Genomic DNA, 20159 nt, shown 5'->3' with positions numbered 1-20159 from the left:
AGCATGGGCACGATGATGCTCTGCGGTGTGCCTGCAGGAACGATGGATCTTCAGAACACCGCTCGTTCCTCACGCTCTGCGTGGGCACGATAGTGTTCTCCGGCACGCCCTAGGCGCGATAGGTATCCATTCAGCCGAACACTTCTTTCAGCAAATCATGCATCGACTTGAACGCACGGCTCGACACTTTGGCGTCGTACATCATCATGCCCGGCACGTTGGCGTGCGGATCGGTGAAGGAATGGAATGCCCCGCCGTAACTGTGCAGTTGCCAGTCCACACCTGCGGCGTTCATTTCCTCTTCGAAAGCAGGCAATTGCTCTTTTGGCACCAGCGGGTCCGACGCACCGTGGAGAACCAGTACCGAGCCCTTGATGTTCTTCGCATCAGCCGGGTTGGGCGTGTCCAGGGTACCGTGGAACGAAATGGCAGCCTTCAGCTCGGCTCCGGTACGTGCGAGCTCCAGCGAGCAGCAGCCACCGAAGCAGAAACCGAATGTTGCGATCTTGCTTGAGTCCAGAGACACATCCGCCTGGCTCAACAACTGGTCGAGGCCAGCCTGCATACGCTTGCGCAGAAGACCGCGATCATTCTTGAGCGGCGTCATCGCAGCGCCCGCCTCGTCATTGTTACTCGGGCGAATCTGCTGACCGTAAAGATCAGCCAGCAGCACTACATAACCCTTCGCAGCGACCGCTTTGGCGATGTCTTCAGCACCCTGGCTAACACCCATCCAGTTAGGCGCCATCAACAGGCCTGGCTGTGCAGCGCTAGCTTTCGGGTCGTAGGCAAGACGGCTTTCATAAGTCTGGCCATCGATCTGATAGACCACAGAACGAATTTCGATATTGCTGCTCATTACTGACTCCTGATCGTTAGGGAGATGAAAAACGTGTCGCGGGAACTGAAACAAAAAACCCGCCGAGGCGGGTTTCTTGTCAACCGGCTATCAAACCGACAGTTCTACCAACAGCTTGTTCAGACGACGCACATACGCGGCTGGATCCTTGAGGCTGTCACCGGCGGCCAGCGCCGCCTGATCGAACAGGATGTGCGACAGATCGCCGAAGCGTTCTTCGCTCTGCTCTGCATCAAGCTTGCCGATCAGCGGGTGGGCCGGGTTGAATTCGAAGATTGGCTTGGAGTCCGGAACCTTCTGACCGCTGGCTTCCAGAATCTGACGCATCTGCAGCCCCATGTCCTGCTCGCCAATGGCCAGAATCGCAGGTGAATCGGTCAGACGATGGGAAACACGCACTTCGCTTACAGACTCACCGAGCGCCGCTTTCAGGCGCTCGATCAGGCCCTCTTTGTCCTTGGCGATCTCTTCCTGAGCCTTCTTGTCCTCTTCGGAGTCAAGACTGCCCAGATCAAGGTCGCCACGCGCCACATCCACAAAGCCCTTGCCGTCGAAATCGCTCAGGTAGCTCATCAGCCACTCGTCGATACGGTCGGTCAGCAGCAGCACTTCGATGCCTTTCTTGCGGAAGACTTCAAGGTGCGGGCTGTTCTTGACCTGCGCGTAGGATTCGCCAGTGAGGTAGTAAATCTTGTCCTGACCTTCCTTGGCACGCGCCAGGTAATCGGCCAGAGAAACACTTTGCTCGCCGCTGTCGTCGGAGGTCGATGCAAAGCGCAGCAAGCCGGCGATCTTTTCCTTGTTGGCGAAGTCTTCCGCCGGACCTTCCTTGAGCACCTGACCGAAGTTTTTCCAGAAGCCCTTGTACTGCTCGGGCTCGTTCTTCGCCAGTTTCTCGAGCATGTCCAGCACGCGCTTGGTCAGCGCCGACTTCATCGAGTCGATGATCGGGTCTTTCTGCAGGATTTCGCGGGAGACGTTCAGCGACAGGTCATTGGAGTCGACCACACCCTTGATGAAGCGCATGTACAGCGGCAGGAACGACTCGGCCTGATCCATGACGAAGACGCGCTGCACATAGAGCTTCAGGCCGCGCGGTGCTTCACGCTGATACAAATCAAACGGAGCACGCGCAGGCACGTACAGCAGCGACGTGTACTCCAGCTTGCCTTCGACCTTGTTATGGCTCCAGCTCAGCGGGTTCTCGTAGTCGTGCGCGACGTGTTTGTAGAACTCCTGATATTCCTCATCCTTCACCTCGGTGCGAGAACGGGTCCAGAGGGCGCTGGCGCGGTTGACGGTTTCCCACTCCGGTGCCGGTGCTTCCTCGCCCTCGGCTGCCGGAGCCTGCTCTTTGGGCAGTTCGATGGGCAAAGCGATGTGGTCGGAGTACTTCTTGATGATGTTACGCAGACGGTAGCCGTCAGCGAATTCCTCTTCACCGCTTTTCAGGTGCAGAACGATACGCGTACCGCGCTCGGCCTTGTCGACGTTTGCAACTTCAAACTCGCCCTCACCTTTGGAGGACCAGTGCACACCTTCACTGGACGGCGAACCGGCACGACGGCTGAACACTTCGACCTTATCGGCAACGATGAATGCCGAGTAGAAACCCACGCCGAACTGACCGATCAGGTGCGAGTCCTTCTTCTGGTCGCCCGACAGGTTTTTCATGAAGTCAGCGGTGCCGGACTTGGCGATGGTCCCCAGATGGGTGATCACATCTTCACGGCTCATACCGATGCCGTTGTCTTCAAGGGTAACGGTCTTCGCGTCCTTGTCGAAGCTCACGCGAATCTTCAGCTCGGCGCCGCCTTCCAGCAGCTCCGGCTTGGACAACGCTTCAAAACGCAATTTGTCGACCGCGTCAGACGCGTTCGAGATCAATTCGCGAAGGAAAATTTCCTTGTTGGAATACAGCGAATGGATCATGAGGTGCAGCAGTTGCTTTACCTCGGTCTGGAAGCCCAGGGTTTCCTTTTGAGTTTCCACACTCATAATCATCAAACTCCGATCTGGATGGTATAAGCCGTCACGGTCAGGCAGCAGCCTGTGTGACAGCGGGTAGTCATCAAGGTGGGGGCTGGGTCGGGGATTTCAAGAGCCAATGATGCGCGGAACGCGTTTCATGCGCCGGATAACACACGCATTGCGTTGGTGGGTGCTGGCCAGAACTGTCCGCAATCGGTACAGCGCCATCGGCCTGTAACGACCGCGAAACAACGGCTTTCAATATTGTCACCACGGGTGGAACTTAACTCACGAGCGCAGGCTCTTAGCCTCGTGAACACTCAATAAGGAGAAACACCCCATGCGTAAATCTTTAGCCTATGCCTTGATGCTTTCTGCCACCCTGGGCCTTGCCGCCTGTGACAAAAAGTCCGAAAACACTCAGCAAGATGCCAACAAGGCAGCTCAGCAGTCCCAGGAGTCGATGGAAAAGGCTCAGGAAAAAGTGAATGACGCGGCCAAGGAAAGCCAGGAAGCCGCTCAGAAGAACGCTGAAGCCGCTCAGCAGCGTACCAATGAGAACGCCAACAAAGCGCCAGAAGCAGCGCCAGCCACCAAGTAAGGCTGAAACGCTTACAGAACTAAAAAAGCCCGCTCAAAGCGGGCTTTTTCATTTAACTTGTCTTACCTGACACCTGACGTCAGTTCGACATTGCATCGTGTACCGACTTCAAGCCAGCGCCTCGCTGCGCTTGCCCATGAGCCTGTCAACGGCCACAGCGCCCGCCAGCGTGACTACCGAGGGCACCAGCCACGCCAGGCCTTGATCACTCAGCGGCAGACTGGTCAGAACACCCGGTAGATAGTCAGTAAAACCGGCACCCTTCAGCGCATCGATCAGGCCAAAGATGAGTGATACCAGCATCACCGGTGCAACAACCCGTCCCTGGCTCTGCCAGAGGCCTTTGCAGAAGCTCAGCGCCACCAGCACGATGCACGGTGGATAGATGGCGGTGAGCACCGGAATCGAAAACTGGATCAGCTTGGTCAGCCCCAGGTTGGATACCAGCAGCGAGAACACCGCCAGGATGATCACCAACGTCCGGTAGGACAGCGGCAGCACCTTGGCAAAGTACTCAGCACAGGCACAGGTCAGGCCTACCGCTGTCACCAGACACGCCAATGAAATCAGCACGGCGAGAAAACCGCTGCCCAATGAACCGAAGGTGTGCTGCACGTAGGCATGCAGAACCGCCGCGCCGTTGCTTGCGCCTGCCGCGACCGCATGGCTGCCGGAACCCAGGCGAAACAGGCTGACATACACCAGCGCCAGCCCGACACCGGCAATGAGCCCGGCAATGATCGCGTAGCGCGTGATCAGACGTGGTGACTCGACACCACGAGAGCGAATGGCATTGACGATGACAATCCCGAAGACCAGCGCCCCGAGGGTGTCCATGGTCAGATAACCATTGATGAAACCCTGGGAAAACGGCGCAGCGGCATAGGCGGGCTCAGCCTCGCCTATTCCGCCTGCGGGTAATGCGAATGCCGCGATCCCCAATACTGCAAGGGCGATAATCTTGAGCGGTGCCAAAAAGCGCCCGACCGTGTCGAGCAAGCGCCCCGGATACAATGAAACCCAGAACACCACCAGAAAATACGCCAGGCTGTAGAGGAACAACGCGACTGGAGTGTCACCGGTCAGAGGCGCCAGGCCGACTTCAAACGAGACGGTCGCGGTACGCGGGGTCGCAAACAACGGGCCGACCGCCAGATAGCAGACTGCTGCGAGCGCCCCGCCGGCAATCTTGCCGATCGGACTGCTCAGGGCATCCATTGCTCCCCCTACCCTGGCCAGAGCAATCACCGTAACGACCGGCAGCCCGACCGCCGTGACCAGAAAGCCCAGCGCCGCCATCCAGACATGTGGCCCGGCCTGCAGGCCGACAATAGGTGGGAAGATGATATTGCCAGCCCCGACAAACAGGGCAAATGTCATAAAACCGAGTGCCAGGATGTCCTGGCCTTTCAACACTTTCATTACGAGGGACCACACGGAATCGAAATAAGGGATGGGACGCCACCCATGAATGGGGCAGACGCAGCCCGTCGGCGTAAGACGTGGCAGTACCTTGCGAAACGCCCCTCGTGAGGGCAACGCAAAAACGGCGGACAGGGTAGCCAACTTCGACCGAAAATGCACTGTCTCAGGGCGCGCCAGCCGACGACGCACCGTTTGTTGGCGGATGAAAAAGCCGCCAGACAGTTGGAAATACCGGCAATGAGAGGTTCTGGTGAACCAGGCCGGGTAAGCCTCGAACCTTTTCAGACGCCCAAACAAAAGCCACCCGAAGGTGGCTTTTGTCGATTGCTCGAATCAGGCAAGCGAGCTTACCTGATCAGCAAACAGTGAAGCTTACTTGGTTGGCCAGCCAGTCAGCTCGGCCAGGGCCTTGCCGATGTCTGCCAGGGAGCGCACGGTTTTTACACCAGCGTCCTGCAGTGCAGCGAATTTCTCGTCTGCAGTACCTTTACCACCCGAGATGATTGCACCGGCATGGCCCATGCGCTTGCCCGGAGGAGCAGTCACACCAGCGATGTAGGAAACAACCGGCTTGGTCACGTGCGCCTTGATGTAGGCAGCCGCTTCTTCTTCAGCCGAACCGCCGATCTCGCCGATCATGACGATCGCCTCGGTCTTCGGGTCTTCCTGGAACAGCTTCAGGATATCGATGAAGTTCGAACCAGGGATCGGGTCACCACCGATACCTACACAGGTGGACTGACCGAAACCGGCGTCAGTGGTCTGCTTCACAGCTTCGTAGGTCAGGGTGCCGGAACGCGACACGATGCCTACTTTGCCTGGCAAGTGAATGTGACCTGGCATGATGCCGATCTTGCACTCGCCCGGAGTGATGACGCCTGGGCAGTTAGGGCCGATCAGGACCACACCCAGCTCGTCGCACTTGACCTTGGCTTCCAGCATGTCGATGGTCGGGATGCCTTCGGTAATGCAGACGATCAGCTTGATGCCGCCGAACGCTGCTTCAAGGATGGAATCCTTGCAGAAAGGAGCCGGAACGTAGATGACGCTGGCAGTAGCGCCAGTGGTGTCTACGGCTTCTTTCACAGTGTTGAACACTGGCAGGTTCAGGTGCGTGGTGCCGCCCTTGCCCGGAGTCACGCCGCCAACCATTTTGGTGCCGTAGGCAATGGCTTGCTCGGAGTGGAAGGTACCTTGCGAACCAGTGAAACCCTGGCAGATAACCTTGGTGTCTTTATTGATCAGGACGCTCATTACTTGCCCTCCGCGGCTTTGACAACTTGTTGAGCAGCGTCGGTCAGGCTGGTCGCAGCGATGATGTTCAAACCGCTTTCTGCCAGTACTTTAGCGCCCAGTTCAGCGTTGTTACCTTCAAGGCGAACAACAACCGGGATTTTCACGCCGACTTCTTTCACTGCACCGATGATGCCTTCGGCAATCATGTCGCAACGAACGATGCCGCCGAAGATGTTGACCAGTACTGCAGCGACGTTAGCGTCGGACAGGATGATCTTGAACGCTTCGGTAACGCGCTCCTTGGTGGCACCGCCGCCAACGTCAAGGAAGTTTGCAGGCTTGCCGCCATGCAGGTTGACGATGTCCATGGTACCCATGGCCAGGCCAGCACCGTTGACCATGCAACCGATGTTGCCTTCCAGCGCTACGTAGTTCAGTTCGAACTTGGCAGCGTGAGCTTCGCGAGGATCGTCCTGCGAAGGATCGTGGAAGCCCTTCAGCTTTGGCTGACGGTACATGGCGTTGGCATCGATGTTGATCTTCGCGTCCAGGCAGTGCAGATCGCCGTCAGCCTTGATCACCAGCGGGTTCACTTCCAGCAGGGCCAGGTCGTGGTCCTGGAACAGCTTGGCCAGACCGGTGAAGATCTTGGCGAACTGAGTGACCTGCTTGCCTTCCAGACCCAGCTGGAATGCCAGATCGCGACCCTGGAACGGCTGAGCGCCGACCAGTGGGTCAATCGTGGCCTTGAGAATCTTTTCAGGAGTGTCGTGAGCGATCTTCTCGATGTCCACGCCACCTTCGGTGGAAGCCATGAACACGATACGACGGCTGGAACGATCGACCACAGCGCCCAGATACAGCTCTTTGGCGATGTCGGTGCACGATTCGACCAGGATCTTGGTCACTGGCTGACCATTGGCGTCAGTCTGGTAAGTCACCAGGCGCTTGCCCAACCACTGTTGGGCGAACGCTGCAGCGTCTTCCTTGCTGCGAACCAGCTTTACGCCGCCCGCTTTACCGCGACCACCTGCGTGAACCTGGGCTTTGACGACCCACTCGGTTCCGCCAATCTTGTCGCAGGCTTCTGCTGCTGCTTCCGGGGTGTCTACCGCGTAACCCTTGGATACTGGCAGGCCGTACTCAGCGAACAGCTGCTTACCCTGATACTCGTGAAGATTCATGCTTATTACCGTCTTCGTTTAGGTACTGCGCATTCGGTGCTGCACGTCAGCGTGCCGCACCACCTGTGACCGCTACTCCGGGTGGACTCCGCAAGTGCCGTGGGACACTCATGGAGCCGCCTGAGAGGTCGAGTCCGGCGCAGATTCCGCGGTAAGCCCTGCTTGCAAGGCCAACGACGGGCACTGCGCCGTGGTTTCTCTTGTTGTCTTAGCGTTTCTTGCGATTCTGGATATGGATGGCGCCGCCATTCACAGCCAGTGCAGCTTCATGCAGCGCTTCGGACAGGGTCGGGTGCGAGAAGACCATCATGCCGATGTCTTCTGCGCTGCTGCCGAATTCCATCGCGATTGCGCCCTGCTGTACCAGTTCGGCAGCGCTTGGACCAATAACGTGAACACCCAGTACGCGGTCAGTCTTGGCGTCGGCAATGATCTTGACGAAGCCGCCGGTGTCGTTGGCTGCCATGGCACGGCCACTGGCCGCGAACGGGAACGTACCGACATTGACTTCAACGCCTTCGGCCTTGAGCGTCTGCTCGGTCTTGCCGACCCAGGCGATTTCCGGGTGGGTGTAGATAACCGACGGGATCAGGTTGTAGTTCATCTGAGCCTTGTGGCCCATGATGCGCTCGACAACCATGATGCCTTCTTCCGACGCCTTGTGTGCCAGCATCAGGCCACGCACCACGTCACCGATGGCGTATACGCCAGGAACGCTGGTGGTGCAGTAGTCGTCAACGTAGATGAAACCGCGCTCGTCCAGATCAACGCCGCTGTCCGATGCCAGCAGGTCAGTGGTCACGGGACGACGGCCAACGGCAACGATCAGACGATCAAAGGTAATCGACTGCTCGCCAGCGGCGTCGGTGTAGCTGACCACCACTTCTTCACCATCGACCTTGGAACCGGTCACGCGAGCGCCCAGCTTGATGTCCAGACCTTGCTTGGTGAAGGTTTTCAGCGCTTCCTTGGAAACTGCCTCGTCGGCCGCCGGAATGAACTTGTCCAGTGCTTCCAGAACAGTGACCTGAGCGCCAAGGCGAGCCCATACAGAGCCCAGCTCCAGGCCGATCACGCCAGCGCCGATGACGCCCAGACGCTGTGGAACCTGTTGGAATTCCAGAGCGCCGGTCGAATCGACGATGACTTTCTGGTCAACCGGAGCTGGCGGGATGTCGATAGGACGCGAGCCCGAAGCCAGAATCACATGGTCAGCTTCGATGATTTCAACGGTGCCGTCGGCAGCTGTCAGCTCGACCTTCTTGCCAGCCAGCAGTTTGCCGTGGCCTTGCAGAGTGGTCACGCCATTGGCTTTGAACAGGCTGGCAACGCCGCCGGTCAGGCCTTTGACGATAGTCGACTTGCGACCGATCATGGCCGGCACATCGATGTTCACTTCAGATGTCGAGATGCCGTGCACGCTGAAGCCGTTCTTGGCTTCATAGAACTTCCAGGAGCTGTCGAGCAGCGCCTTGGAAGGAATGCAACCAACGTTGAGGCAGGTACCACCGAGGGCCAGTTTGCCCTCCTTGTCCTGGTACTTCTCGATGCAGGCAGTCTTGAGACCAAGTTGCGCAGCCTTGATGGCGGCAACATAACCGCCAGGGCCTGCGCCAATCACTACCACGTCGAATTTCTGGGACATAACAAAGAGTTCCTCTTTAGCTGCGAGCTTTTAGCTGCAAGCTGCAAGTCGATCCGCGATCAGGCAAAAACGACTTGCGACCTATTAATCAGGTGAAACACACCAGCCCCGGCTGCACGCCCTTTCGCTTCTGACTTGAAGCTTGAAGCTTGCAACCACGAGCTGCCTCATCAGATATCCAGCAACAGACGAGCCGGATCTTCCAGCAGGTTCTTGATGGTCACGAGGAAGGTTACCGCTTCCTTGCCGTCAATCAAACGGTGATCGTACGACAGTGCCAGATACATCATCGGACGAATCACTACCTGACCGTTGACTGCCATCGGGCGCTGAAGAATGTTATGCATGCCCAGAATTGCAGCCTGTGGCGGGTTGACGATCGGCGTCGACATCATCGAACCGAAAGTACCACCATTAGTGATCGTGAAGGTGCCACCGGTCATCTCGTCGATGGACAGTTTGCCATCACGGGCCTTCTTGCCGAAGGTGGCGATGCCGCCTTCAATTTCAGCCAGGCTCATGTGCTCGGCGTTACGCAGAACCGGTACAACCAGACCACGGTCGCTGGACACTGCAACACCGACGTCGGCGTAGCCGTGGTAGACGATGTCGGAGCCGTCGATCGACGCGTTGACAGCCGGGAAGCGTTTCAGCGCCTCGGTAGCAGCCTTGACGAAGAACGACATGAAGCCCAGACGTACGCCGTTGTGCGACTTCTCGAACAGGTCCTTGTACTTCGAACGCAGCGCCATGACTTCGGTCATGTCGACTTCGTTGAACGTGGTCAGCATGGCCATGTTCGACTGGGCTTCGACCAGACGCTTGGCAACGGTTGCACGTACACGAGTCATCGGCACGCGCTTCTCGGTGCGATCACCAGCAGCGACAACCGGTGCGGCAGCGGCAGCAGGTTTGGCAGCAGGAGCAGCGGCTGGAGCGGATTTCTTCGCTTCAACGGCAGCGACCACGTCTTCCTTGGTGATACGACCGTCTTTACCAGTGCCTTTGACGCTGGCCAGGTTGATACCGTTTTCTTCAGCGAGTTGACGCGCAGCAGGCGCGGCAATCGGGTCTTCTTCGCCAGCGGCAGCCGGTGCAGCGGCGGGTGCCGAGGCAGGCGCAGCAGAGGCAGGCGCAGCAGCAGGTGCTGGAGCAGCAGATGCCGTGGCACCATCATTCAAAGTGCCAAGCACTTCGTTGGAGAGGACGATAGCGCCCTCTTCCTTGGTGATCGAGCCCATCACGCCGTCAGCTTCGGCCAATACTTCCAGAACAACCTTGTCAGTCTCGATATCGACCAGCATCTCGTCCCGTTTTACCGCATCACCCTCTTTTTTGTACCACTTGGAAATGGTGCCATCGGCAACGGATTCCGGGAAAGAGGGGGCTTTGATCTCGATAGCCATTATCTGTAATTCCTTAATTCGGTTTCTAATGCTCGAAGGCGTTAAACAGTGAAGGCATCTTGCAACAGTTTTTCCTGCTGCTCGGCGTGCATCGAAGCGTACCCACAGGCTGGAGCGGCAGAGGCGTCACGACCGGCGTACTCAAGAACGAGTTCACGTTTGTGGTTGCCCATGCTGCGGCGCAGGTGGTGCTGACTGCTGTACCAGGCACCCTGGTTCATCGGTTCTTCCTGACACCAGACCACATGCTGCAGGTTGGTGTACGGCGCGATGGTTTCCATCAGGTCGTCTTCAGGGAACGGGTACAGTTGCTCGATACGAACGATGGCAATGTCTTCACGCCCTTCGGCACGGCGTTTTTCCAGCAGGTCGTAGTAAACCTTGCCGCTGCACAGCACCAGACGCGTGACCTTGGCCGGATCGAGGGTATCGATTTCCGGAATGACGGTCTGGAACGAGCCTTCGGCCAGATCTTCCAGGGTCGAAACAGCCAGTTTGTGACGCAGCAACGACTTGGGAGTCAGCACGATCAGCGGCTTGCGCAGCGGGCGGATGACCTGACGACGCAGCAAATGGTAGATCTGCGCCGGAGTTGTTGGTACGCACACCTGAATGTTGTGCTCGGCACACAATTGCAGGTAACGCTCAAGACGTGCCGACGAGTGCTCTGGCCCCTGCCCTTCGTAGCCGTGAGGCAACAGCATGGTCAGACCGCACAGACGGCCCCACTTGTGTTCACCGCTGGTGATGAACTGGTCGACAACCACCTGGGCACCGTTGGCGAAGTCGCCGAACTGCGCTTCCCAGATAACCAGTGCATCCGGCTGGGTGGTCGAGTAACCGTATTCGAATGCCAGCACGGCCTCTTCCGACAGGAACGAGTCGTACAGGTCGAAACGCGGCTGACCGGAGTACAGATTCTGCAGCGGGATATAGGTCCCGGCGTCTTTCTGGTTGTGCAGTACGGCGTGGCGGTGCGAGAACGTACCGCGACCGATGTCCTGACCTGTCATACGGATCGGGTGACCTTCGAACGCCAACGTGGCGTACGCCATGGTTTCGGCGTAACCCCAGTTGATCGGCAAGCCACCGGCCTGCATCTTCTGACGGTCTTCGTAGATCTTCTGAACCTGACGCTGCACGACGAAGCCTTCCGGCAGTTCCATCAGCTTGGCGGACAGTTCCTGCAGGGTCTTGAGATCGAAGCGGGTGTCGTGACGCGCAGTCCAGGCGTGGCCCAGATACGGACGCCAGTCGACGAACAATTCCTTGTTCGGCTCCTTGACCAGGCTTTTCACTACGTGCAGACCATTGTCCAGCGCGCTGCGGTAATCATCGACCTTGGCCTGAACACGGGCCTCATCGAGAATGCCGGTCTTGATCAGATGCTCGGCATACAGCTCGCGGGTGGTGCGCTGCTTGGTGATCTGCTGATACATCAGAGGCTGAGTGCCGCTAGGCTCGTCAGCTTCGTTGTGACCGCGGCGACGGTAGCAGACGAGATCGATCACGATATCGCGCTTGAACTGCATGCGGTAATCGATCGCCAGCTGGGTCACGAACATCACGGCTTCCGGATCATCACCATTCACATGGAGGATCGGCGCCTGGATCATCTTGGCAACGTCGGTGGCGTACTCGGTCGAACGCGAGTCCAGCGGGTTGCTGATGGTGAAGCCCACCTGGTTGTTGATGACGATGTGGATCGTGCCGCCCGTCTTGAAGCCGCGAGTCTGCGACATCTGGAAGGTTTCCATGACCACGCCCTGACCTGCAAAGGCCGCGTCGCCGTGGAGGGAAATCGGCAGAACCTTGTCGCCATTCGGATCGTTGCGACGATCCTGACGCGCACGCACCGACCCCTCGACCACCGGAGAAACGATCTCCAGGTGAGACGGGTTGAATGCCATGGCAAGGTGAACCTCACCGCCTGCGGTCATGACGTTGGAAGAGAAGCCCTGGTGGTATTTGACGTCACCGGAACCCAGCTCCACTTTTTTCTTGCCTTCGAACTCGTCGAACAGGTCGCGCGGGTTCTTGCCGAAGGTGTTGACCAGTACGTTCAGACGGCCGCGGTGGGCCATACCGATCACGACTTCCTTGGTGCCATAGGACCCGGAACGCTGAATCAGCTCGTCGAGCATCGGGATCAGGCTTTCGCCACCTTCAAGACCGAAGCGCTTGGTACCCGGATATTTGGTACCCAGGTACTTCTCGAGACCTTCGGCTGCGGTGACACGCTCGAGCAGATGGCTCTGGATATCAGCCGAGAACGCTGGACGACCGCGAACACTCTCAAGACGCTGCATGAACCAGTTGCGCTGCTCGGAATCCACGATGTGGGTGAACTCGGAGCCGATGGTGCGACAATATGTCTGCTGCAACGCTTCATGAATTTCGCGTAGGCTCGCTTCCTCTTTGCCGATGAACAGGTCGCCGGCACGGAAGGTCGTATCTAGATCGGCATTGGTCAAGCCGTAATGATTGATCGACAGATCCGCAGGCGCAGGGCGCTGCCAAAGGCCCAACGGATCGAGCTGGGCAGCCTGGTGGCCACGCATCCGATACGCCTGGATCAGTCGCAGCACTTCAACCTGCTTCTTCTCGTGTTCGCTGCTCACACTGCCGGCGGAGACCGGTTGAGCGCGGCGCTGGTTTTTGGCCAGCAACACGAAATGATCGCGAATAGTCGAGTGCGATACATCAGTGGCAGAGCTGCCGTCTGCTGGCAACTTCTGAAAGTAGGTGCGCCATTCTTCTGGCACAGCGTTAGGGTCGTGCAGGTAAAGCTCATAGAGCTCTTCCACATAGGCAGCGTTACCACCGGATAGGTGGGCACTGTTCCACATGCGCTGCATCACGCTTTCTTGCATGCTTGGTCACCCTCGGTAAGGGGACACCACCGGCGAAGACACCAGAGCAATCCTGAAATAGTCGTGTGCAGCGACTGTATCAAGTCACCAGGGATCACGCAGATAGTCCGGGTACCAGCCCGGATGCCCCTGCTGGTCTCATTTCTTCAAAATAAGAGCGGCAGCTTTGCGAGCTACTGCTCAGGTTAAAACTACGGCGCCGGTTGAAGCCTGCGCCGCAGCCACTTCAGTGCAACGGTGTAACAGATAAAACGATGAATCAGACGCCGTTTTGCAACAACATGTTGCGCACGTGACCGATAGCCTTGGTTGGGTTAAGGCCTTTCGGGCACACGTTGACGCAGTTCATGATGCCGCGGCAGCGGAATACGCTGAACGGATCATCAAGCGAAGCCAGACGCTCACTGGTGCGGGTGTCACGGCTGTCAGCCAGGAAACGGTAGGCTTGCAGCAGCGCAGCAGGACCCAGGAACTTGTCGGGGTTCCACCAGAAGGACGGGCAGGAAGTCGAGCAGCAAGCGCACAGAATGCGCTCGTACAGACCATCGAGCTTTTCGCGCTCTTCCGGAGTTTGCAGACGTTCGATGGCCGGAGCCGGCGTGTCATTCTGCAGGAACGGCTTCACCTTCTCGTACTGCTTGTAGAAGATGCTCATATCGACGACCAGGTCACGAATAACCGGCAAACCAGGCAGCGGACGTACGATCAGCTTGTTCTTGGCAACGACAGCCGACAGCGGCGTGATGCAGGCCAGACCGTTCTTGCCGTTGATATTCATGCCGTCGGAACCGCACACGCCTTCACGGCATGAGCGACGATAAGAGAACCCTTGATCCTGTTCTTTGACCAGGGCGAGCACGTCCAGCACCATCAGGTCCTTGCCACCGGTATCGACCTGAAACTCCTGCATGAACGGCGCGGCGTCCTGCTCAGGGTTGTAACGATAAACACTGACTTGCAACATATCGGCCACCCCTTAATAAGTCCGAATCTTGGGTTCAAAAGTCGGAACAGTCTTCGGCGAGAAGTTCACGGCACGTTTGGTCACGCGCTTGTCACCCGGGAAATACAGGGTGTGGCACAACCAGTTCTCGTCATCGCGATCTTCAAAGTCTTCACGGGCGTGAGCGCCGCGGGACTCTTTACGATGCTCTGCGGCGATCGCCGTGGCTTCGGCAACTTCCAGCAGGTTTTGCAGTTCAAGCGCTTCGATACGGGCGGTATTGAATGCCTGGCTCTTGTCGTTGATCTTGACGTTGGCGATACGCACGCGCAGGTCAGCCAGCTGAGCAATACCCTTCTGCATGTATTCGCCGGTGCGGAATACACCGAAGTAGTTCTGCATGCAGCTTTGCAGCTCTTTACGCAGCGTGGCGACGTCTTCGCCGGTAGTGCGCTCGTTCAGGCCGGCAACGCGTGCCAGCGCAGCATCGATGTCGGACTCGGAAGCACGGGCGTAGTCGATACCTTCGCTCAGCGCTTTCTCCAGGTGGATACCCGCAGCGCGACCGAACACAACCAGATCGAGCAACGAGTTGCCGCCCAGACGGTTTGCGCCGTGAACCGATACGCAAGCCACTTCACCTACCGCGAACAGACCCGGAATGATCTGATCGACACCGGCGGCGTCCTGAGTGATCGCCTGACCATGAATATTGGTGGCAACGCCGCCCATCATGTAATGGCAGGTAGGAACTACCGGAATCGGCGCTGTTGCAGGGTCGACGTGAGCGAAGGTCTTGGACAACTCCATAATGCCTGGCAAACGGCTGTGCAACACTTCTTCGCCCAGGTGATCGAGCTTGAGCATTACATGGTCGCCATCCGGACCACAGCCGTTGCCGGCAATGATTTCCTTGACCATGGAGCGCGCAACCACGTCACGACCTGCAAGGTCCTTGGCGTTAGGAGCATAACGCTCCATGAAACGCTCGCCGTGCTTGTTGATCAGGTAACCGCCTTCACCACGGCAGCCTTCGGTGACCAGTACACCTGCACCGGCAATGCCGGTCGGGTGAAACTGCCACATTTCGATGTCCTGAACCGGGACACCGGCGCGCAGTGCCATACCGATACCGTCACCGGTATTGATCAGGGCGTTGGTGGTCGAAGAGTAGATACGACCTGCACCGCCGGTTGCCAGCACGGTAGCGTTGGCACGGATGTAGGAAGTTTCGCCGGTTTCAATGCAGATGGCGATGATGCCGACAAAGGCACCGTCCTGATTCTTGACCAGATCCACGCCGTAGTATTCGTTGAGGAATACGGTGCCAGCCTTGAGGTTGGCCTGATACAGGGTGTGCAGCAGTGCGTGACCGGTACGGTCGGCAGCAGCACAGGTACGTGCAGCCTGACCGCCCTTGCCGAAGTCCTTGGACTGACCGCCAAACGGACGCTGGTAGATGCGACCCTGTTCGGTACGGGAGAACGGCAGACCCATGTGCTCGAGTTCGAAAACAGCTTCAGGGCCTACGGAACACATGTATTCGATAGCGTCCTGGTCACCGATGTAGTCGGAACCCTTGACGGTATCGTACATGTGCCAGCGCCAGTCATCGTTCGGATCGGCAGAGGCAATTGCGCAGGTGATGCCACCCTGGGCAGAAACGGTGTGCGAGCGTGTCGGGAACACCTTGGTGACCACGGCAGTCTTGTGACCGCCCTGAGCGAGCTGCAGAGCAGCGCGCATACCGGCACCGCCACCACCAATGATGATGGCGTCGAAGGAAAGCGAATTTATGTTAGCCATGAATCAGATACCCCAAAGAATCTGCACGCCCCAGACGAAGTAGGCGAACATCAGAACGCCGCATACCGCCTGAAACAGAAAACGTACTGCAGTGGCAGACTTGCCCAGCGCCATCGGCGTCAGGTAGTCGGTCGCGATGGTCCACATGCCGACCCAGGCGTGAGCGCCAAGGGCAACGAGGGCCAGCAGACTGAAGATACGCATTCCGTTGTGTGCGAACAGATCATGCCATTGGGCGTAACTCAGACCCGGATGAAAGACCATGTATCCGATCAGGAATATGAAATAAGCCGCGAGCACGACCGCAGAAACACGCTGAGCCATCCAGTCATAGAGGCCCGAACGCGAAAGGTTGGTGACGTTGGTTACCATATCCATACTCCCGCCAGAAGAATCAGTACCACGGAAACCGCGATAACGATTTTGGAGCCCAGCTTGCCGCCTTCGAGCGTCTCGCCTACCCCGGAGTCCATGATGAGGTGACGGATACCGGCCACCATGTGATACAGCAGGGCAGACAGAAGCCCCCAGATGATCAGCTTGGCCAGCGGGCTGGTCAGACACGCCTTGACTTCACCGAACCCTTCTTCGGACGCCAGCGACTTGTCCATTGCATACAGCATGATTGCAATACCGACAAAGAGGATGACACCGGAGATGCGGTGAAGGATGGACGTGTAAGCGGTGACTGGGAGCTTGATGGTCCTTAGGTCTAGATTTACAGGTCGTTGGCTATTCACGGCTTTTTTTCACACTGAAGAGCCCCTAACAATCAGGGCAAGTTGTTGGGAAGTGCACTGGTCAGGTACCCACCACCCAGGAAGTGACGACCCCCTTGAAACAGGCCAAAAAGCCTTTGGCGGTCGGACGCCGAGTATAGACAGTTAGGTTACTAATGACAACGCGCAGACTTACCGCCAATGGCGCATTGCGTTGCCGGGACAAAAGGCGTAAACGGCAGGAAACGGTCTGAAAAAATCCACGACGGGCCCTTGCGGAACACGACTTTAGGCAAATTGACTTTAGAATTTATCTCACTATAGTGATGCGGGCCCTGCGTGGGGGGCCTGTCTGATGATTTGAAGCATAAATAGGAGGCCACATGGCTGACAAAAAAGCGCAGTTGATCATCGAGGGCGCAGCCCCCGTCGAGCTGCCAATTCTGACCGGTACAGTGGGTCCGGACGTGATCGACGTACGCGGCCTGACCGCCACCGGCCGCTTCACATTTGACCCTGGCTTCATGTCCACGGCCTCTTGCGATTCGAAGATCACCTACATTGATGGTGACAATGGCATTCTGCTGCACCGCGGCTACCCGATCGAACAACTGGCCGAGCAGTCCGATTACCTCGAAACCTGCTACCTGCTGCTCAACGGCGAACTGCCGACCGCCGAACAGAAAGCCCAGTTCGTGGCCGTGGTCAAGAACCACACGATGGTTCACGAGCAACTCAAGACCTTCTTCAACGGCTTTCGTCGCGACGCCCACCCGATGGCCGTCATGTGCGGCGTAGTCGGTGCCCTGTCAGCGTTCTACCACGACTCGCTGGACATCAATAATCCGCAGCACCGCGAGATTTCCGCTGTACGCCTGGTGGCCAAGATGCCGACCCTGGCAGCGATGGTCTACAAGTACTCCATGGGCCAGCCCATGATGTACCCGCGCAACGACCTCAGCTACGCCGAAAACTTCCTGCACATGATGTTCAACACCCCGTGCGAGATCAAACCGATCAGCCCGGTGCTGGCCAAGGCGATGGACAAGATCTTCATCCTTCACGCCGATCACGAGCAGAACGCCTCGACATCCACCGTCCGCATGGCAGGCTCTTCGGGCGCCAACCCGTTTGCCTGTATCGCTGCCGGCATCGCCGCGCTCTGGGGCCCGGCCCACGGCGGCGCCAACGAAGCGGTACTGACCATGCTGGATGAAATCGGTGACGTGTCGAACATCGACAAGTTCATCGCCAAGGCCAAGGACAAGAACGATCCGTTCAAGCTCATGGGCTTCGGTCACCGCGTCTACAAGAACCGTGACCCGCGCGCCACCGTAATGAAGCAGACCTGCGACGAAGTACTGAAAGAGCTGGGCATCACCAACGATCCTCAACTCGAACTGGCCATGCGCCTCGAAGAGATCGCCCTGACCGACCCGTACTTCATCGAGCGCTCGCTGTACCCGAACGTCGACTTCTACTCGGGTATTATCCTCAAGGCCATCGGCATTCCGACCAGCATGTTCACCGTAATCTTCGCTCTGGCGCGGACCGTCGGCTGGATTTCGCACTGGAAAGAAATGCTCTCCAGCCCTTACAAGATCGGTCGCCCTCGCCAGCTCTACACCGGCAATGTGCAACGCGACATCGTCGCCCTGCAAGACCGCAAGTAAGCGTTACACGCAAAAACAAAGGGCTGCCACTGGCAGCCCTTTTTTGTGCGTACTGCATACTGCAGGATTATTGCGTTTGCGCGGCCCGCTCTCTGAGCGCTTTCAGCGTGTTGAACGGCGCGTCGACAACAAACTTGTTGGCCAGCATCGATGGCACGCTACCACCGGGCTCGGTGTGAACCTGATAAGTCACCTCGGTCTGGTTTGGCCCCTTGGGCACCATCTTCCAGAACCCCTTGACCTCGGTCACACGCACGAAACCCTTTTCCTCGGGAACGTACTTGGGCTGCTCCTCAAGATTCCGGGTAATACTGCCGTCAGCCCCCTCCTGAGTGGTGATCAACAACACCGAGTCACGGGGCGTCACCGGCCAGGGCGTATTGAACTGGCTGTAGGTCCAGGTCTTGTTACCTTCGTGCTTGAGTATCTTCTGCAACTTGCACTCATGAATCCAGGCGCAGGCCCCGGCAACATCCTCTTGAAGCGCACGCAGCTTGCTCACGCTGGCATTGATCAGCGCAATGCCCTGGTAGGCCTTGTAGTCGGACCCAGGCACGTCACTCAACGAAACCTTGATGCCATCCTCGTTCTTGACCACTTTCCAGTCGTCAGCCTGTGCCGTTCCGGCAAGCATTACAGTAAAACCACAAGCAACAGCCATGCGATACAGCGGACTCATTGTTTTATTCCTTGTTTTGAAGTTCCGACAAAGCACTTGCGCTCAAAAACAGCCCTTTCATGCCACTGCAGTAGCTTTTTCCCACCAGCCAATAAGGCGAATGGCATCCGCCTGATCGACTCCGCAAACATCTTCAGCCGCCTTGAACTGACTGCATACCGCAGGTCGCTCGGGCTTGCCGAACAAGGCGCAAAGAAACTCGACCGACAAGTGCAGGCATCGCTCACCTGCAGGTTTTCCCTCAGGCATGCCGGGTATGGGAGACGTGATGGAAGGCGCTATGCAGCACGCACCACAATCGGAACGGCAGTCCATGACCAGACACCCTTACTGAAAAATAGAAAAAGAGGAAGGATATTAATCGTCAAAACGTCTGTTTGAAAACGCTGTATCGGACGATAGGCAGGGCTTACTGCTTGAATTTGAAATCCAGTGCAGCACCTTCGACATCACGACGGTTTTCGTTGCGCATCTGCAATTGCATTTCGTTGGTCAGCAATCGACCTTCAAGCTCAAAGGGACCCGGATTGGCCGAAGCCCCCTTGTCGCTGAACATCTGCGGCAATATCGGCTTGCGCTTGCTGGTAATCACATTGGCGGGCGGGTCCAGCTCCTTGACAAGCTCGGGCGGCAAACTCAGGTCGAGCTTTGGCGACTTGATGCGCACATCCTTGGCACTGGCCGTTTTGGCGTCTTTGGTGTTCTTGCGCTTGCTGACAGGCGCCTTGGCCGCCACTACTTTCGAAGGCGACTTTTCAGAGACTGCCGCCTTGGCCACCGGAGGTGCTGAGGGTTGTGATTTTTCCTTGCCCACCACTACCGGCACCACCGGAACACCCGGCATCAACTGATGCATGGTATCGGGTGCCTTTATCTGTTTTGCATCCGTCGCCACCGCCTCCACAGGAGCCTCGGTCTTCAAGTGCACTTCAGGCGACACCGGAGCAGTAATAACCGCCTCGGTCTTGGGCTTGGGCACAGACGAGTCCTGAGCATCACAACCACTCAGAAGCACGACGACAAGCAATCCCAGACAGCGAAAAACATTCATAGGCAAAAAGTCAGGCAAGACAGTGGCAAAGAGCCGGAAAAGAAACACATGCTGTCCTTTTGAGGCCAACCTGACAAGCCAAGAGTTC

The 20159-nt window shown here is 57.5% G+C and carries 17 protein-coding genes; 2 read left to right on the top strand and 15 right to left on the bottom strand.

Features of this window, described 5'->3' with window-relative positions; translation table 11 throughout:
- Positions 1-130: 130 nt before the first annotated feature.
- Both RYC17_RS20070 and htpG read right to left on the bottom strand, forming a co-directional pair.
- Complete coding sequence (locus RYC17_RS20070; protein WP_058400467.1) at positions 131-859, bottom strand: dienelactone hydrolase family protein; 729 nt, start codon at positions 857-859, stop codon at positions 131-133.
- A gap of 90 nt (positions 860-949) precedes the next feature.
- Positions 950-2857, bottom strand: coding sequence for a molecular chaperone HtpG (htpG, locus tag RYC17_RS20065; protein ID WP_058400466.1), 1908 nt, complete (start codon positions 2855-2857; stop codon positions 950-952).
- A gap of 313 nt (positions 2858-3170) precedes the next feature.
- Here htpG and RYC17_RS20060 point away from each other — a divergent pair, with 313 nt between their 5' ends.
- The gene (locus RYC17_RS20060; protein ID WP_002552985.1) at positions 3171-3431 is read left to right on the top strand and encodes a lipoprotein; all 261 of its coding nucleotides are present in this window, start codon (positions 3171-3173) and stop codon (positions 3429-3431) included.
- Positions 3432-3539: 108 nt separating this feature from the next.
- Here the strand turns inward: RYC17_RS20060 and brnQ are convergent, their stop codons facing one another.
- The 10 genes from brnQ to sdhC all read right to left on the bottom strand — a co-directional run bounded on the left by brnQ (position 3540) and on the right by sdhC (position 16689).
- Positions 3540-4853 carry a branched-chain amino acid transport system II carrier protein gene (brnQ, locus tag RYC17_RS20055; RefSeq protein ID WP_316904215.1) on the bottom strand — a complete coding sequence of 438 codons (1314 nt, stop codon included), beginning with the start codon at positions 4851-4853 and terminating at the stop codon, positions 3540-3542.
- Positions 4854-5228: 375 nt separating this feature from the next.
- The gene (gene sucD / locus RYC17_RS20050; RefSeq protein ID WP_003316562.1) at positions 5229-6110 is read right to left on the bottom strand and encodes a succinate--CoA ligase subunit alpha; all 882 of its coding nucleotides are present in this window, start codon (positions 6108-6110) and stop codon (positions 5229-5231) included.
- Complete coding sequence (sucC, locus tag RYC17_RS20045) at positions 6110-7276, bottom strand: ADP-forming succinate--CoA ligase subunit beta (RefSeq protein WP_003316561.1); 1167 nt, start codon at positions 7274-7276, stop codon at positions 6110-6112. The genes sucD and sucC overlap by 1 nt, the downstream gene beginning before the upstream one ends.
- 208 nt (positions 7277-7484) lie before the next feature.
- Positions 7485-8921, bottom strand: coding sequence for a dihydrolipoyl dehydrogenase (gene lpdA / locus RYC17_RS20040; protein WP_316904213.1), 1437 nt, complete (start codon positions 8919-8921; stop codon positions 7485-7487).
- 170 nt (positions 8922-9091) lie between these two features.
- On the bottom strand, positions 9092-10327 hold the full coding sequence (odhB, locus tag RYC17_RS20035) for a 2-oxoglutarate dehydrogenase complex dihydrolipoyllysine-residue succinyltransferase (RefSeq protein ID WP_002552979.1): 1236 nt from the start codon (positions 10325-10327) through the stop codon (positions 9092-9094).
- 41 nt (positions 10328-10368) lie between these two features.
- A complete protein-coding gene (locus RYC17_RS20030) occupies positions 10369-13200 on the bottom strand; it encodes a 2-oxoglutarate dehydrogenase E1 component (RefSeq protein WP_122258718.1) in 2832 nt (943 codons plus the stop codon).
- A gap of 259 nt (positions 13201-13459) precedes the next feature.
- Complete coding sequence (locus RYC17_RS20025; protein ID WP_316904210.1) at positions 13460-14164, bottom strand: succinate dehydrogenase iron-sulfur subunit; 705 nt, start codon at positions 14162-14164, stop codon at positions 13460-13462.
- Positions 14165-14176: 12 nt separating this feature from the next.
- A complete protein-coding gene (sdhA, locus tag RYC17_RS20020; RefSeq protein WP_002552976.1) occupies positions 14177-15949 on the bottom strand; it encodes a succinate dehydrogenase flavoprotein subunit in 1773 nt (590 codons plus the stop codon).
- Between the two features lie 3 nt (positions 15950-15952).
- A complete protein-coding gene (gene sdhD / locus RYC17_RS20015; protein ID WP_003382006.1) occupies positions 15953-16321 on the bottom strand; it encodes a succinate dehydrogenase, hydrophobic membrane anchor protein in 369 nt (122 codons plus the stop codon).
- Entirely contained in the window at positions 16315-16689 is a 375-nt protein-coding gene (sdhC, locus tag RYC17_RS20010) for a succinate dehydrogenase, cytochrome b556 subunit (protein ID WP_002552975.1), read from the bottom strand. Before sdhC ends, sdhD begins: the two co-directional genes overlap by 7 nt.
- Positions 16690-17051: 362 nt before the next feature.
- Here sdhC and gltA point away from each other — a divergent pair, with 362 nt between their 5' ends.
- The gene (gene gltA / locus RYC17_RS20005; protein WP_002552974.1) at positions 17052-18341 is read left to right on the top strand and encodes a citrate synthase; all 1290 of its coding nucleotides are present in this window, start codon (positions 17052-17054) and stop codon (positions 18339-18341) included.
- Between the two features lie 67 nt (positions 18342-18408).
- Here the strand turns inward: gltA and RYC17_RS20000 are convergent, their stop codons facing one another.
- From RYC17_RS20000 to RYC17_RS19990, 3 genes are all read right to left on the bottom strand, one after another.
- Positions 18409-19020, bottom strand: a complete 612-nt coding sequence (locus RYC17_RS20000) for an START domain-containing protein (RefSeq protein ID WP_122258717.1) — start codon at positions 19018-19020, stop codon at positions 18409-18411.
- Between the two features lie 57 nt (positions 19021-19077).
- Positions 19078-19335: a YkgJ family cysteine cluster protein gene (locus RYC17_RS19995; RefSeq protein ID WP_058400461.1), complete on the bottom strand. Its 258-nt coding sequence runs from the start codon at positions 19333-19335 to the stop codon at positions 19078-19080.
- 94 nt (positions 19336-19429) lie between these two features.
- Positions 19430-20071: a translation initiation factor 2 gene (locus RYC17_RS19990; RefSeq protein WP_316887309.1), complete on the bottom strand. Its 642-nt coding sequence runs from the start codon at positions 20069-20071 to the stop codon at positions 19430-19432.
- Positions 20072-20159 lie beyond the last annotated feature (88 nt).

Source organism: Pseudomonas syringae group sp. J248-6 (assembly GCF_032586995.1).
Taxonomy (GTDB): domain Bacteria; phylum Pseudomonadota; class Gammaproteobacteria; order Pseudomonadales; family Pseudomonadaceae; genus Aquipseudomonas; species Aquipseudomonas amygdali.
Note: the sequence above shows the minus strand (reverse complement) of the source record. Positions and strands in the feature narration are given on the sequence as shown.